Source organism: Acidiphilium sp. AL, assembly GCF_025499445.1.
GTDB lineage: Bacteria > Pseudomonadota > Alphaproteobacteria > Acetobacterales > Acetobacteraceae > Acidiphilium > Acidiphilium iwatense.
This window is the reverse complement of the sequence record NZ_JAIMBZ010000001.1, coordinates 133,735-148,345: the sequence shown is the minus strand read 5'-3', so window position 1 is coordinate 148,345 and position 14,611 is coordinate 133,735. Positions and strand designations below refer to the sequence as shown.

Here is a 14,611-nt window from a genome sequence, read left to right as displayed (position 1 = left end):
CGCTCAATGCGCTGCCGGGGCCGATCTCGGCCAGACGAGCTTCGGGACGTTCGCGGTTTTCCTGCCGTTCGCGGTCAGCACACCGTCCGCGAGTGCGAGATCGGCCTTGAGGCGCTGGCTACCCTTGGGTCCTTTGGTCATGTAGGGCGCGGTTTCGGTGGTCAGGGTGCTGATCGCGCCGACGGCGGCGGGGTAGGCGCTGGCGATGTCGCCGAGAAATTCGCCCAGGCCGTCGGCGGTCAGGGTTGATCGGCTCACCGGCTGAACCGCCTTGTCGAAGCCGAAATTGCCGTGCGCGTGGGCGTCGAGCGGGCCGAGCACCAGGGCGATTGCGTAGCGTCCATGGCCGCCTGCCTTCGCCCAGTCATGGATTTCCGGCCCGAATTTCCGCCACATGGCTTGCAAGGGTTGCATCGGGTTGACCCCGCTGCCGTCCGGCGACGGGGCCAACGGAAGCTGGCCGAAATGGGACAATGCCGGCATTGACGGCCCCGACAGGTCGAGATCGAAAATCAACGATTTGATTTTGCCGGCGAACGGCAGATGGCCGAGGGTCACGAAAATCGGCGACAGGGCAAAGCCGGTGATTTTCTCATGAATCGTGATCGCGGTCGCGTTTTTGCCCGCTGCCGGATTGCGGGTGCCGCGAGCGGTGAGCGACTTGATGCTGACCAGGGTGAAATTGGTGTCCGCGCTGTCGACCCGCATGTCGGTGAAGGAGGCTTCGACGGCACGCAGCGGGTCGGGCGCATGGTCGAGCAGGGCATTCGGGTCGAAGCGGTAGCGATCATGCAGGGTGGCGAACTGGATGGTGAAGGCCGGCCCGGACGGCATAGCCATGTGCCAGGACAAGGGCAGTCCGAGATCGAGAGTGAAAGGCGAGGCCGGGTGCACGTCGAGGTTGAGGTTGGGCAGGGTGATCGACGGCTCCGGCATCCCCCGATCAGGCGGGCTGAAGGTGAGATCGGCCACCGAGAACCGCGCCACCAGCGGCGAGGCGCCGCGCGCGGTCGCGCCATGGCTGACGGTCCAGCCCGCCTTGCGGAACGCGGCTTCCTGCTGGCGGAACGCGACCCCGAGGCGTCCCTCGGCATACCACCATGCCGCGACATAGGCGATCGCCAGCACCACGATCAGCAGAAGCAGAAACCGGGTGAAACCGCGCATGAAGCATCCTTTCGAGGAGCGAGCCGATGCCAGCTTAGACCAACGGATCGAATGATGGCCAATCGGGCAAACCGTCCAATCGGATGGTCAGGCCGGATTGTGCGGCAACGCCTCCAGCGCGATCGTCACCGACAGGTGGCGATAATCCTTGTTGTGTATGACATCCACCGGACGGAAAATTTTTGCCGCCTTCAACGTCGTGGTTGATCCAGATTTCAAGGTCAAAACGATCCGCGTCGCGTCGCTGACTTCGTAGACCGTCGTTTTCTTTCCGATTTTTACGGTCAATCTGACCGGCCGCAGCGACGCGGGCCGCTCGGATCCTTTGATGATAAGGCGTAGAGAACGGCCGCTGGTTGCGATCCTGGCATATCGCCCGATCCAACTGAACCGACTGTGAGCGGATGGCCAATAATCCCCTTGAACATAGAAATAGCGAAGCTTCCTGCGCGGCGGAACTTCGACGATCCCGGTGCCGTCGTGGCGGATTATGGGCCATCCGAGTGCCATGATAGCCTGCGCAAGCGGCTTCGGCGTTTGGGGTGCAAGGAGAATGTAGTCGACCCGGTGAGTCCCACAAAACGCCAAGATGTCGTTTTCGAAGTTTCCGTGCGGCGCGCCGTCCATGAAGTCATGGACAACGGGCCAGCGCCAAGCCTGACGAGGAGTAAACCCTACATAACCGCCCGTTTGGGTAAAACCCATACGGGTATCGAGCTGCCAAGCCATTCCCGGACCATGATTCGCGAACGGCAGCACGATGATATTCGCTGGCTTCCTGAGCGCAGATGCTGCGATATTGCTCGGTAACGCCGGCGCCAGCGGAAAATTCGTCCATCCGAATGCTTTGGGGTTGGGAACCAGAAAAACGCAGGCAAGAAAGGCAAGAACGAGCCGAACGAGGCGAGAGGCAGCCTTTGCTTCGGTAATCCAACACGCGACGGCGATGCCCGCAGCAAGAAAAACATACTGGGTGAATCGGATCGGCAAGGCCGATTTTATGAGCGGGAGCCAAGAAGTAACAGCCCACGGAAGTGGGATGCCGGTGTTCAGACCGTCGAGATGCAGCTTCGGGCCAAGACTTGCAACAGTAAGCAATAAAATCGAAATAAATAAAGCCTTTTTGTATCGGGTTAATTCGCCGCGCCATAAATATGCAATCAAAATAGCGATCAGCGGCAATCCAAGATAAGCGCCTTGCTCCGACAAGTTGGCAGTCATGTGCCGGACAATCGGTGCCGCAGCGCGATGTCCCAGCCAGGTCATATAGGTTGGCAGCACGAAATTGAGCGGGTCAGCCGAGTAATAAGTAACCGAGTTAATCTCCTTCGGAACCGTATCGGCGCCGACAATCAAATAATAGATGAAAGGTAAAGACAAGAATGCGGCGATACACGCCGCACCCAGAAATTCAAGCGCAAGCTGCCATAAAGCCGTGCGCTCCCGATCGGGAGTAAAATACCAGAAAATCGCCCAGACGATCGCCCCAAGAGTACAGAAAGTCGCGACAATCTCCGTTGAAATGCCGATTTCCAGAAACAGCGCCAGGGCCGTAAGAAGCACGAAAGTGCGCCGCGACACCTCTTCTCGAAAGCGCAGCAGGGTAAGCAAAACGATCAGGGGAACCAGAAACGTGACGTCGAGATTAAGATGACCAAGTAACTGGCCCAATTCATACGAAGAAAAACCGTAGATAAATCCTGCTACAAGCGCCGCACCGGTATTTTTGACAATGGAGCGTGCCAGAAGAAAGGTCGTCCAGGCTGCTAATCCGGGAGCCGACACCGATATAACATTGAATGCCAGCGTTGCATTCCCCAAAATCGTGAAGGGCGCGGCGATTGCGGCAAGGGTCGGAACCGACGTCGCCCATGCGAGATCGAAACCATGGGGAAACCAGACATAGCGGGTCCAGAACGGGTTGAGGCCGTGAGCGATCGCGAAAGGCCACCAATGCAGGAACCACATGAAAGAGATTGGATCGTTACCGCCACCGATATAATGCGTGGTCCATGGCAGGCGCGATCCAAAAAACATAATTGAAATAAGTAGATAGAAAAAAAGAGCCAAAACCGTCTCAACTACGCCCCGTACGCCGCGATACTGGCCAATGGCCGCTTGTTCGGTTGCCGTAACCGGATCGCTCATCGGTCCTTCCGAATCCTTCACAATCGCCCCACTCTTGACCTCGTTGCATGATCCAGGGCTTTGTGCAGCGCACGATCCTCTCGTTCGATCTGCAGCATCCCCTCGCGGAGCCCCTCATGCCATCTTGCGTACCATTCGACCAGTTGGAAATCGGCCAGACCGCCTCGCTCGGCAAGACCATCACCGAGGCCGACATCCTGCTGTTCTCGGCGGTCTCGATGGATACCAACCCGATCCATCTCAACCAGGAACTGGCGGACCAGACCCTGTTCAAGGGCCGGGTCGCCCATGGGATGCTGTGCGGCAGCCTGATCTCGGCGGTGCTCGGCACCGTGCTGCCGGGGCTGGGGACGATCTATCTCACCCAGTCCATGCGGTTCCGCGCGCCGGTACGAATCGGCGACACGGTGACGGCGGTGGTCGAAGTCGCCGGCCTCGACCACGACCGGAAGCGCGCCACCATGCGCACGCGCTGCCTGGTGCGCGGACGAGTGGTGATCGAGGGCGAGGCGGTGGTGATTCCGCCGACCGAAGCGGTCGTCGCGGTCGCCCAGAGCGAGAAGCGCGCCGCCGAATGATCGGAGTCATCCATGACTGGACCGAGGTGCCGGCGGAGGCGCGCGGCGCGTCGGTCGCTCTCGGCAATTTCGACGGGGTGCATCGCGGCCATGTCGAGGTGTTGCGCGCCGCCCACGCGGCACGCCCGGACGCACCGCGCGCGGTGCTGAGCTTCGCGCCCCACCCGCGCGAGTTTTTCCGCCCCGACGACCCGCCGTTCCGGCTGATGCTGGAGGAGGAACGCGCCGCCGCCCTTGAGGCCGAGGGGGTCGGCATCCTGTTCGAACTGCGGTTCGACCGCGCGTTTTCGCTTCTGACCGCAACCCAGTTCATCGATGAGATTTTGCATCGCGGCATCGGCGCGGCGCATCTCGCCTGCGGCGCCGATTTCGCCTTCGGCCACCGGCGCGGCGGCGACGTTTCGCTGCTCGCCACACGCGCCGAAGCGCTCGGCATGGGGCTGACCGTCGTATCGCATCTCGACGACGCCGAAGGCCCGATTTCCTCGACCCGGATTCGCCGGCTGCTGCAGGACGGTTACCCCGAGCGCGCAGCCTCGCTGCTCGGGCGCCCGCATGTGATCCGGGGCACGGTCGCCCACGGCGATGCGCGCGGCCGGACCATCGGGTTCCCCACCGCCAATGTGGCACTCGGCCGGCACCTGGAACCCGCGCGCGGGGTCTATGCGGTCACCGCGAAGCTGGACGATGGGCGCAGCGTGCGCGGGGTCGCGAATATCGGCCGCCGGCCGACCGTCGCCGAAGGCGCGATTGCCCGGCTGGAGGCGCATCTGTTCGATTTCGATGGCGATCTCTACGGCCGGGAGATCGCGGTCGCGCTGCATCATTTCATCCGCGACGAACGCAAATTCGCGAGCTTCGACGAGTTGCGCGGCCAGATTGTGCGCGATGCCGACACGGCCCGCGCATTGCTGGAGCGGTAACAGACACGCTCAGGCGGGTTCGATCAGGCCGGGCGCGACACGCCAGACCATCGCGTCATCGCCGAGCGTGGCGAGCGATTCATGTTCTGTCGCGGTGCAGAATATCTGGGCTGGGCTTCGTGTCAGCGCAGCGCCGAGCGCGGCACGATGTGCGGCATCGAGATGCACGAACGGTTCGTCGAGCAGGAGCACGGGGGCGGCACCGCGCAGCTGCGTCACCGCCGCCAGATGGGCGAGCACGATGGCAACCAGCATGGCGCGCTGCTGGCCGGTCGACGCCAGTGACGCGGGCAATCCGCTCGTCCGGTCGGCGAGCAGGAAATCGGCGCGCTGCGGTGAAGACGGCACCTGTGCGGCGTTTCGGGCGACTGCATAGGTTTCGCGCAGCCAGTCTTCGACCGCGAGGGCAGGTGCTTCCCGCAGCCGCGCGCCGATCGGGCAGTCGAGCGCCAGTATCGCCGGCGGAAACGGCGCCGCGACGCCGGCAGCAAGAGCGTCGTTCAGCCGGGCGATCAGATCGAGCCGGGAAGCGGTCAGCGCCGCCGCGTGACGCGCCATCGACTCCTCGATCGTCGCCAGCCACACCGGATCGGAGCCACCCTGCTCGATCAGCCGGTTGCGGTTGGCCGAAGCGGCCTCGAACGCGGCGACTTCGCGCGCATGGCCGGGTGCAAGGGCAATGGTCAGCCGGTCGAGAAAACGCCGCCGTGCCGGAGCGCCTTCGGTGAACAGCCGGTCCATCTGCGGCGTGAGCCAGACGCAGGCGAAGTGCTCCGCCGCCGCCGAAGCCGGAATCGGTTCGCCGTCGAGCAGGATGCGCCGCCGCTCGGGCTGGGACGGTTCGATTCCGGTGCCGAAATCGAATTCCTGCCCGTCCTCCCCGCGCACGATCCGCGCGGCCACCGCCCAGCCACCGGAAGCCTCCGGGGCACGGCGCGCCAGTTCGGCGAACCGGGCGCCGCGCAAGCCACGCCCCGGCGCCAGCAGCGAAATCGCCTCCAGCAGATTGGTCTTGCCCGAGCCGTTCGGCCCCTCAAGGGCGACGATTCGCCCGGCGGGTTGCCAATCGAGCGCGGTGTAGGAGCGGAAATCGGCGAGGCGCAGGCGTTCGATACGCGCGCCCGCCGGCTGGCCGTTAGCGTTCAAACACGCATCGGCATCAGGACGAATATGGCGCTCTGATCGCCGGCCGCGCGCACCAGGGTGGGCGCCGCGCCGTCGGCGAAGCAGAATTCGACATGGCCCTTGATCTGCTCGGTCACGTCGTTGAGGTAGCGCGCCTGAAAGCCGATCTCGATCGGGCTCGATTCGTACTGCACCTGTTCGCCGTCGAGCTCTTCCGAGGCGGTTCCCTGATCCGGGCTGGTCGCCGACAGGACGAGCAGATCGCGTGCGACCGACAATTTCACCGGCTTGTGGCGCTCGGCGGTGATCGCCGAGACGCGGGCAACGGCGTTGGAAAAATCATTTGTATCAACACGTAAAATCTTGTCGTTACCGACCGGGATGACCCGGCTGTAATCGGGGTAGGTACCGTCGATCAGCTTGCTGGTCAGGCGCATCGTATCGAGGCTGAACTGGATGCGGGTTTCCGACAGGGCGATGGCGACATCGCCGGAAACCTCGTCGAGCAGTTTGCGCAGCTCGTTCACCGTCTTGCGCGGAATGATCACGCCCGGCATCCCGGAAGCGCCCTCGGGCAGCGGTTCCTCGACGCGGGCAAGCCGGTGGCCGTCGGTCGCGACCGCGCGCAGCACGGCGGCGCCGTCCGATTCGGCCGCATGCAGATAGATGCCGTTGAGGTAGTATCGGGTCTCCTCGGTGGAGATTGCAAAGCGGGTGCGGTCGATCAGCCCGCGCAGCGCCTGGGCCGGAATTGCGAAACGATGGCTCAGCTTGCCGGCATCGAGCTTGGGGAATTCGTCGGTCGGCAGAACCACCAGCTTGGTCGCGTAGCGACCGGCTCGCAGATGCAGGGGCGCGTCGCCGCCCGGATGATCCAGCTCGATCTCGGCATGGTCGGGCTGGCGGCGCACGATTTCATAGAGCGTCGCCGCCGGCGCGGTGACCGCCCCGTCCGCTGCGCTGGCGGCGGCAACCTCCTCGATCAGGGCGATCTCCAGATCGGTCGCGGCGACGGTCAGCCGCCCGTCCTTCACCGAGAGCAACACGTTGGCGAGGATGGGAATTGTGTTCCGCCGCTCCACCACATTCTGAACATGGGCCAGCGCCTTGAGGAGCGTGGCGCGATCCGCCTTGAGCTTCATGCGATCCTTCCAGTCATCTCGCCTGACAATTATGCGACTCGCCAGGGTTTCGGTCCATAGCCCAGATCGGCACGGAATAGAACCGGCCCATCCGCGCGTAACGCCGATCGAGTGCGTCGCCGAAACATAATTATTGCGCGGGTGACAGGGCGGTCATGCCGGGCTATGGGCCGGGCGGGGGTCGAACGACATCCGGCTCCGCACGACCCTGACAACGACCATGAGCGGATCGGCCATGACCAGCATCGCACCGCCCGCCCTTGTCCATGGACGGCGCCTGCCCAACGCATGGGATCTGGCGGCGATCCTGCTCGTGCTCGGCCTGCTGATCGGGGTGGTGAACGTGGCGCGGGGCACACTCGCCCCGCTCGCGGTTGCCCAGGCGGGGCATATCCATCTCGATCCCGCCTATCTGCCGGGCTACGCCATACGCACCACGCTGCGGATGTTCGCGGCCCTGATCGCTTCGCTGATCTTCACCTTCACCGTCGCGACCCTTGCGGCGAAAAGCCGCCGGGCGGCGATCATCATCATCCCGATCCTCGACATCCTGCAATCGGTACCGATTCTCGGATTTCTGTCGTTCACCGTGCTGTTCTTCCTTCACCTGTTCCCCGGCCGGGAACTCGGCGCGGAACTTGCGGCGGTATTCGCCGTCTTTACCAGCCAGGCATGGAACATGACGTTCAGCTTCTATCAGTCGCTGACCACCGAGCCGGCCGATCTCGACGAAGCCTGCCGCAGCTTCGGCCTGTCGCCCTGGCAGCGCTTCTGGCGGCTCGACGTGCCGTTTGCCACCCCTGGCCTTGTCTGGAACACCATGCTGTCGATGTCGGGCGGCTGGTTCTTCGTCGTCGCCTCCGAAGCGATCACGGTGGGCAACACCACCTTCACCCTGCCGGGGATCGGGTCCTATGTGGCCGTGGCGCTGGGCCGGCGCGACCTTCCAGCGATCGTCTACGCCGTGCTCGCCATGCTTGTGGTGATCCTGATGTACGACCAGTTGCTGTTCCGCCCGCTGGTCGCGTGGTCGGCCAAGTTCCGCTTCGAGACGGTGCAGACAGCGGCGGATTCCGAGCCCTGGGTGCTGAAACTGTTGCGCCGGACCTTCATCCTGCGCGAGGCGGGCGGCTGGCTCGGCGATCAGGTGGCGCGGATCGGCCGGTTGCGTCTGGGCCGCGCTCAGCGGACTTTTCAGTCGCTCAGGACCGACCGGCAATCATCGCGCCTTGGCGATGGCGTGTTCTACGTGCTGGTGGCACTCGGCGCCATCTATGCGTTCTGGCAGGTGGCAAAGTTCTGCGCGGCGCATCTGCAGTGGTCCGATCTGGTCACCTGCCTGACACTCGCCGTCTTTACCCTGGCACGGGTGATCGTGGCCCTCGTGGTATCCAGCGCGATCTGGCTGCCGCTCGGCGTGTGGGTCGGGCTGCGGCCGAAGGCGACCAGGATCGTCCAGCCGGTGGCGCAGTTCCTCGCCGCATTTCCGGCCAATCTGCTGTTTCCCATCGCGGTCGCGCTGATCGTCGCCTACCGGCTGGCGCCGAATATCTGGCTGACGCCGCTGATGATTCTCGGCACCCAGTGGTATGTGCTGTTCAACGTGGTGGCCGGCGCGTCGGCGCTGCCAGGCGATTTGAAGGAGGTCGCGGCGAATTTCGGCCTGCGCGGTTTTCTCCGCTGGCGGCGCCTGATCATTCCCGGCATCCTGCCTTATCTGATCACCGGTCTGCTGACCGCGAGCGGCAATGCCTGGAACACCTCGATCGTCGCGGAAGTGGCGTCCTGGGGGCACACCACGCTGGTCGCCCAGGGGCTCGGCGCCTATATCGCGGAGGCGACCAACGCGGGAAACACCGCCAGGATCGTGCTGGGTGTCGCCGTGATGTCGGCCTTCGTGCTTGTTTTCAACCGGCTGGTCTGGCGCCCGCTCTATGCCTATGCCAGCCGCCGCACCACGCTTGGATAGGGAATCCCGCATGGACCAGCTCGTCGCCACGCGAACCCTGCTCGAAGTCCGCAAATGCCGGCAGGCCTATCCGAAAGAGGCCAATAACGAGCTCGTGGTGCTCGACGATGTGAACGTCTCTCTGCGGGAGGGCGAAATCGTCGGCCTGCTCGGCCGTTCCGGGTCGGGGAAATCGACTTTGCTGCGCATCATCGCCGGGCTGTTGCGCCCGACCAGCGGCGAGGTGCTGTGGCAAGGCAAGACGGTGCGCGGCCCGGTGCGCGGGGTTGCCATGGTGTTTCAGAGTTTCGCGCTGTTTCCCTGGCTCACGGTGCAGGAAAATGTCGAGCTTGGATTGGAGGCGCAAGGCATTGCGCGGGCGGAGCGCGAGGTCCGCGCCGAGGAGGCGATCGACCTGATCGGCCTCGGCGGTTATGATGGCGCCTATCCCAAGGAATTGTCGGGCGGGATGCGCCAGCGGGTCGGCCTCGCGCGAGCGCTGGTGACCCATCCCGATCTGCTGCTGATGGACGAGCCGTTTTCGGCGCTGGATGTGCTGACCGCCGAGACGCTGCGCACCGATCTGATCGATTTGTGGTCGGACCGGAAATTGCCGGTGAAATCGATGCTGCTGGTGACCCACAACATCGAGGAAGCGGTGCTGATGTGCGACCGCATCCTGGTGTTTGCATCCGATCCGGGCCGGGTCGCGCACGAGATGACCGTGCGCTTCGCCCATCCGCGCAACCGGCTCGACCCGGCGTTCCGCCAGATGGTCGACGACATCTATGCGGTAATGACGCGGCGGAAAACCCCGGCCGATCTGCGTGCCCAGGCGGCACAGCCGGCGACCGGCTTCGCCACCCCGCTTCACCCGATCGGCACCAATCTGATGTCGGGTCTGATGGAAACCCTCGCAGCCCCCCCCTATGAGGGCCGCGCCGACCTGCCGGCGCTGGCCGCCGCGCTGCAATACGAAGTCGACGAGTTGCTGCCGCTCGGCGAAACCCTGCAATTGCTGAAATTCGCCGAGCTGGAGGAAGGCGACATCCGCCTGACCGAACAGGGGCACCGCTTCGTCAACGCCGAGACCGAGGAGCGCAAACGCATCTTCGCCGCCAATTTGCGGGCTCAGGTTCCGCTGGTGGCGGCGATCCGCCAGGTGATCGACGAACGCTGGAATCACCGCGCCTCGGCGGTGCGCTTCCGCGACGAACTGGAAGACCACATGTCGCCCGAGCGCGCCGAGGAAACCCTGCGCACCGCGATTTCCTGGGGCCGCTATGCCGAGCTGTATTCCTATGACGAGGAAGCGCAGCAATTCAGCCTGGAGGATATCGAGGAGGACTGAACGGGGCGGCTACGCCACCCGAACACCCTTCCAGAACGCGATCCGGCCTTTGATTTCGGCGGCTTCGGCGGAGGGATCGGGGTAGTACCACGCGGCGTCCCTGTTGGTTGCGCCATCGACCGCGATCGAGTAATAGTGCGCGGTGCCCTTCCACGGGCAGCGGCTGGTTGTGGCGCTGTCGCGCAGCACCTCCCGCCGGACCGACTCGATCGGGAAATAATGATTGCCCTCGATCATGACGGTCGCGTCCGACTCCGCGATGATCGTTTCGTTCCATACCGCCTTGACCATGGTTCGCTCCTTAATTTTATGGTCATGGAATTCCACGTCCGTGTAATTCCATGGTCGTGCCTTTCAGATGGGCTCCCATGCGCCGGATAAAAGCCTCACCGCTTTAACGGCGCGTCGGCACAACCATGTTCGTTGCATGACCCAGAACAAAACCGACCACCCGGCGCTTCACGACATTCCCATCGGCATCGACGCGGCCGGCTTTCGCACCGAAAGCGATTCGATGGGCGAGATCGAGGTTGCCGCCGATCGCTACTGGGGCGCGCAGACCCAGCGCAGCCTGAAGCATTTCTCGATCGGCACGGAGAGGATGCCCAAGCCGCTCTACCGCGCCTACGGCATCGTCAAGAAGGCCGCCGCCTTGGCGAACGCTGCATCCGGCCATCTTCCGCGCTGGAAAGCCGATGCCATCGCGCGTGCCGCCGACGAGGCGATCGCAGGCAAGCTCGACGATCATTTCCCGCTCTTCGTCTACCAGACCGGCTCGGGTACCCAGTCCAACATGAACATCAACGAGGTTCTGGCCAACCGGGCGAACCAGCTTCTGGGTGGGACAATCGGCGGCAAATCCCCGGTGCATCCGAACGACGACGTGAATTTGGCCCAATCCTCGAACGACACCTTCCCCACCGCGATGCACATCGCGGCACTCGACGCGCTCGATGCGATGCTGCTGCCGCGCGCGACCGCGCTGACCGAGGCGATCGAGGCGAAATCCGCCGAATGGATGGAGATTCCCAAGACCGGCCGTACTCATTTGCAGGATGCGGTGCCGCTGACCGTCGGGCAGGAATGGTCCGGCTACGCGCACCAGTTGCGCGACGCATTGGCCCGCATCGAGGCGTCGAAAGCCGGGCTTTTCGAAATTGCCGCTGGCGGGACAGCAGTGGGTACGGGGTTGACCGCGCCGGCGGGATTCAGTGTGGCGATCGCCGCACAAATCGCTGCCCTCACCGGCATGCCCTTCATCACCGCGCCGAATAAATTCGCCGCCCAGGGGTCGCTCGATGCGATGGTCGCTTCGATGGCCGCGGTCCGGGGGCTTGCGGTTGCGTTGATGAAAATCGCCAACGACATGCGCTGGCTCGCCAGCGGGCCGCGCTGCGGCATCGGCGAGCTTGTGCTGCCGGAGAACGAACCGGGCTCCTCGATCATGCCGGGCAAGGTGAACCCGACCCAGTGCGAGGCGATGGTGATGGTCTGCATCCAGGTGATCGCCGACGACAATGCCGTGGCTTTTGCCGGCAGCCAGGGCAATTTCGAGCTGAATGCGATGCGGCCGATCATCATCAACAATTTTCTCCGCTCCTGCCGCAACCTCGCCGATGCATGCGCCACATTGAACCGCTTCTCGGTCACGGGCACCAGGCTGAACCGCGCGGTGATCGACGAACAATTGGGCCGGTCGCTGATGCTGGTCACCGCCCTCAGCCCCGAAATCGGCTACGACCGCGCCGCAATGATCGCCCACAAGGCCGAGACCGAAAATCTGTCACTGCGCGAGGCGGCGCTGAAATATGGCGGGTTGGACGGCGAAACCTTCGACCGGATCGTCGATCCGGCCCGCATGGTGGGCAGCGGCCTCGGCGGCGCCTGACGCTCAGCCGGCAAGCCGGGCGGCACCGTCGCGCAATCCCGTGGCGATCGCCTCGGCGACGACGCGGATGCGCGGAGTGGTTCTGGTATCCTCATGCTGGGCGAGCCAGATTTCCCGCCCCGGCGGATCGGGCGCGGCGAGCCGGACCAGATCGGCTCCGATGGCGAGGTGGTGGGCAAGACAGGCGATGCCGAGTCCGGCCTCGGCCGCCGCGCGATGGGCGAGACGGCTATCCGCGCGCAAGGCAGCCCGCGCAAGCGGCGCGAGTGCAGCCATGTGGTCGAGTTCAGGATAGCTGCCCGTCTCGTCGCGCATCAGGATCAGCCGGTGCCCATCGCCCTGGTCCGCCGCGAAATCCGGCGTGCCATGGCGCGCCAGATAGTCGGCGCTGGCGTAGAGCCCGAAAGCGACCGTGCCGATTTTTCGTGCCAGGATCGACTGGCCGCGCGGGCGGGCGAGGCGGATCGCCAGATCGGCCTCCCGCGCGGCAAGGCTGAGCGTGCGATCGTCACCGATCAACTCGATGACGATGCCGGGGAAGCGGAGCGAAAGTTCAGCGAAAACCGGCATCAGCAGCGCCTCGGCGAAGCCCTCCACCGTGGTGACCCGCACGACGCCTTCCAGCCTGATGTCGCGCCCGCTGATCGCCCGTTCAGCGGCAAATGCCGCCTGTTCCATGCGTTCCACCTCGGCACGCGCCGCTTCGCCCGCCTCGGTCAGGGTGAAGCCGCGCGGCGTGCGCACCAGCAGCCGGGCGCCGGCCTGCGCCTCCAGCGCCGCGAGCCGCCGCCCCATGGTCGATTGCCGCACGCCGAGCGTGCGCGCCGCCGCCGACAATGTGCCGGCCCGCGCGATGGCGAGGAAGGTTCTCAGATCATCCCAATCCAGCATTTTTTCTATCCATTGTTTGGCGAGCAAATTTCATGGCTTTGCTGGATCGCTCCGCGATTCCATCAAACGCCATATTGTTCTATGCGAAAACGCATGACGATGCTGCCAGAATCGGCACTATAAGAGCAATCCGCGCATGGTTAGATTGGCGGTCAAAGGAGAGTTTCATGACCAGTTCCGTCGATCCGCGTACCGCCCCCTATGCCGGCCTTCTGCTCCGGGTGAGCATGGGGCTGCTGTTTCTGGCCCATGCGTCGCTGAAATATTTCGTCTTTACCCCGGCAGGGACCGAAAAATACTTCATCAGCCTCGGCCTGCCCGGCTGGTTCGGCCTGTTCATCATGGCCGCCGAATTCGCCGCCGGCATCGCGCTGATTCTCGGCGTCTGGCCGCGGCTGATCGCCCTGCTGATCGCGCCCGATCTGATCGGCGCCATCGCGCTCGTGCACATCCATAACGGCTTCTTCTTCAACGTGAAGGGCGGCGGCTGGGAATATCCGGCGTTCTGGACCATCGCGCTGATCGCTCTCGCGCTGCTCGGCGACGGCGCCTATGCGCTGGCCCCTACCCCGTTCGGCCGGAGGGTATAGCCATGCTCCCCAGCCTGTTCGTCAGCCATGGCTCGCCGATGCTTGCGCTGAGCCGAACCCCGGCGCGCGATTTTCTCGCTGGCCTGGCCGCAACCCTGCCGCGCCCGCAGGCGATCCTGGTGATTTCCGCGCACTGGGAGACCGAAGCGCCGATGGTGAATGCGGTCGCGCGCAATGACACCATCCATGATTTCGGCGGATTTCCGAAACCCCTCTACGAGCTGACCTACACGGCACCGGGCGATCCGGCGCTGGCTGAGCGCGTCGCCGAATTGCTCAGGCAGGCCGGTTTCGATGCCGGGATCGACCGGGCGCGCGGGCTGGACCACGGCGCCTGGGTGCCGCTGCTACTTGCCTATCCCGAGGCCGATATCCCTGTGCTGCAATTATCCGTGCAAACCCATCGCGGCCCGGCGCATCATCTGGCGATCGGCCGCGCCCTGGCGCCGCTAAGACACGAAAACGTGCTGATTCTGGGGTCGGGCAGCTTCACCCACGATCTCAGGCGGTTTCGCGGCCAGGCGGTGGATGCGCCGGAATCCCCCGATGTCACCGCGTTCAGCGCCTGGATGGACCGGGTGATCGCCGCGGGCGATGTGGCGGCGCTGACCGATTATCGGGCGCGTGCCCCCCATGCGCGGGATGAACACCCCACCGAGGAGCATATTCTGCCCCTTTTCGCCGCGATCGGCGCGGCGGGCGATCCGGTTGCCGCGCGGCGCCTGCACAACTCCACCGAGCATGCGATCCTCCGCATGGATGCATACGCGTTTGGGACAGGGTAAATGCCGACGATACCACCACCGAGGCATGTTCACCAAAACGTCGCAACTCAAGATAATTAAATCGGTTGTAATTGA

13 protein-coding genes are annotated in these 14,611 nt (G+C 64.2%); 7 read left to right on the top strand and 6 right to left on the bottom strand.

The features are described 5' to 3' along the window. Nucleotides 1-3 precede the first annotated feature (3 nt). Nucleotides 4-1,167, bottom strand: a complete 1,164-nt coding sequence (locus AiwAL_RS00600; protein WP_262311903.1) for a DUF2125 domain-containing protein — start codon at nt 1,165-1,167, stop codon at nt 4-6. A gap of 87 nt (nt 1,168-1,254) precedes the next feature. Further along, the gene (locus tag AiwAL_RS00595) at nt 1,255-3,315 is read right to left on the bottom strand and encodes a YfhO family protein (protein WP_262311902.1); all 2,061 of its coding nucleotides are present in this window, start codon (nt 3,313-3,315) and stop codon (nt 1,255-1,257) included. A 116-nt stretch (nt 3,316-3,431) separates the two neighbouring features. Between AiwAL_RS00595 and AiwAL_RS00590 the strand changes: the two genes are divergently transcribed. Both AiwAL_RS00590 and AiwAL_RS00585 read left to right on the top strand, forming a co-directional pair. Continuing rightward, the gene (locus AiwAL_RS00590; RefSeq protein ID WP_262311969.1) at nt 3,432-3,893 is read left to right on the top strand and encodes a MaoC family dehydratase; all 462 of its coding nucleotides are present in this window, start codon (nt 3,432-3,434) and stop codon (nt 3,891-3,893) included. Continuing rightward, a complete protein-coding gene (locus AiwAL_RS00585) occupies nt 3,890-4,816 on the top strand; it encodes a bifunctional riboflavin kinase/FAD synthetase (RefSeq protein WP_235703663.1) in 927 nt (308 codons plus the stop codon). Before AiwAL_RS00590 ends, AiwAL_RS00585 begins: the two co-directional genes overlap by 4 nt. 9 nt (nt 4,817-4,825) lie before the next feature. Here AiwAL_RS00585 and recF read toward each other — a convergent pair whose 3' ends face one another. Both recF and dnaN read right to left on the bottom strand, forming a co-directional pair. Continuing rightward, a complete protein-coding gene (recF, locus tag AiwAL_RS00580; protein ID WP_262311901.1) occupies nt 4,826-5,962 on the bottom strand; it encodes a DNA replication/repair protein RecF in 1,137 nt (378 codons plus the stop codon). Beyond that, nucleotides 5,959-7,083, bottom strand: coding sequence for a DNA polymerase III subunit beta (gene dnaN / locus AiwAL_RS00575; protein ID WP_235703661.1), 1,125 nt, complete (start codon nt 7,081-7,083; stop codon nt 5,959-5,961). Before dnaN ends, recF begins: the two co-directional genes overlap by 4 nt. A gap of 235 nt (nt 7,084-7,318) precedes the next feature. Between dnaN and AiwAL_RS00570 the strand changes: the two genes are divergently transcribed. Together AiwAL_RS00570 and AiwAL_RS00565 are read left to right on the top strand one after the other, a co-directional pair. Further along, nucleotides 7,319-9,052 carry an ABC transporter permease subunit gene (locus AiwAL_RS00570; protein ID WP_262311968.1) on the top strand — a complete coding sequence of 578 codons (1,734 nt, stop codon included), beginning with the start codon at nt 7,319-7,321 and terminating at the stop codon, nt 9,050-9,052. 10 nt (nt 9,053-9,062) lie between these two features. After that, nucleotides 9,063-10,382, top strand: coding sequence for an AAA-associated domain-containing protein (locus tag AiwAL_RS00565; protein ID WP_235703660.1), 1,320 nt, complete (start codon nt 9,063-9,065; stop codon nt 10,380-10,382). Between the two features lie 9 nt (nt 10,383-10,391). On the opposite strand, the gene AiwAL_RS00560 is transcribed toward AiwAL_RS00565, so the two are convergent. Beyond that, nucleotides 10,392-10,673 (bottom strand): DUF427 domain-containing protein, encoded by a 282-nt coding sequence (locus tag AiwAL_RS00560; protein WP_235703659.1) that lies wholly within the window; start codon nt 10,671-10,673, stop codon nt 10,392-10,394. A 136-nt stretch (nt 10,674-10,809) separates the two neighbouring features. On the opposite strand from AiwAL_RS00560, the gene fumC reads away from it, so the two are divergent. Next, complete coding sequence (gene fumC / locus AiwAL_RS00555; protein ID WP_235703658.1) at nt 10,810-12,270, top strand: class II fumarate hydratase; 1,461 nt, start codon at nt 10,810-10,812, stop codon at nt 12,268-12,270. 3 nt (nt 12,271-12,273) lie between these two features. Here fumC and AiwAL_RS00550 read toward each other — a convergent pair whose 3' ends face one another. Further along, nucleotides 12,274-13,161, bottom strand: a complete 888-nt coding sequence (locus AiwAL_RS00550; RefSeq protein WP_235703657.1) for a LysR family transcriptional regulator — start codon at nt 13,159-13,161, stop codon at nt 12,274-12,276. Nucleotides 13,162-13,328: 167 nt separating this feature from the next. Here AiwAL_RS00550 and AiwAL_RS00545 point away from each other — a divergent pair, with 167 nt between their 5' ends. Further along, complete coding sequence (locus tag AiwAL_RS00545; protein ID WP_235703656.1) at nt 13,329-13,751, top strand: DoxX family protein; 423 nt, start codon at nt 13,329-13,331, stop codon at nt 13,749-13,751. 2 nt (nt 13,752-13,753) lie between these two features. Beyond that, the gene (locus AiwAL_RS00540; RefSeq protein ID WP_235703655.1) at nt 13,754-14,536 is read left to right on the top strand and encodes a class III extradiol ring-cleavage dioxygenase; all 783 of its coding nucleotides are present in this window, start codon (nt 13,754-13,756) and stop codon (nt 14,534-14,536) included. Nucleotides 14,537-14,611 lie beyond the last annotated feature (75 nt).

Bases quoted from the DNA above. Each gene is read 5' to 3' on its own strand.
- AiwAL_RS00600 (WP_262311903.1), bottom strand. From the start codon at position 1,167: ATGCGCGGTTTCACCCGGTTTCTGCTTCTGCTGATCGTGGTGCTGGCG.
- AiwAL_RS00595 (WP_262311902.1), bottom strand. From the start codon at position 3,315: ATGAGCGATCCGGTTACGGCAACCGAACAAGCGGCCATTGGCCAGTAT.
- AiwAL_RS00590 (WP_262311969.1), top strand. From the start codon at position 3,432: ATGCCATCTTGCGTACCATTCGACCAGTTGGAAATCGGCCAGACCGCC.
- AiwAL_RS00585 (WP_235703663.1), top strand. From the start codon at position 3,890: ATGATCGGAGTCATCCATGACTGGACCGAGGTGCCGGCGGAGGCGCGC.
- dnaN (WP_235703661.1), bottom strand. From the start codon at position 7,083: ATGAAGCTCAAGGCGGATCGCGCCACGCTCCTCAAGGCGCTGGCCCAT.
- AiwAL_RS00570 (WP_262311968.1), top strand. From the start codon at position 7,319: ATGACCAGCATCGCACCGCCCGCCCTTGTCCATGGACGGCGCCTGCCC.
- AiwAL_RS00565 (WP_235703660.1), top strand. From the start codon at position 9,063: ATGGACCAGCTCGTCGCCACGCGAACCCTGCTCGAAGTCCGCAAATGC.
- AiwAL_RS00560 (WP_235703659.1), bottom strand. From the start codon at position 10,673: ATGGTCAAGGCGGTATGGAACGAAACGATCATCGCGGAGTCGGACGCG.
- fumC (WP_235703658.1), top strand. From the start codon at position 10,810: ATGACCCAGAACAAAACCGACCACCCGGCGCTTCACGACATTCCCATC.
- AiwAL_RS00550 (WP_235703657.1), bottom strand. From the start codon at position 13,161: ATGCTGGATTGGGATGATCTGAGAACCTTCCTCGCCATCGCGCGGGCC.
- AiwAL_RS00545 (WP_235703656.1), top strand. From the start codon at position 13,329: ATGACCAGTTCCGTCGATCCGCGTACCGCCCCCTATGCCGGCCTTCTG.
- AiwAL_RS00540 (WP_235703655.1), top strand. From the start codon at position 13,754: ATGCTCCCCAGCCTGTTCGTCAGCCATGGCTCGCCGATGCTTGCGCTG.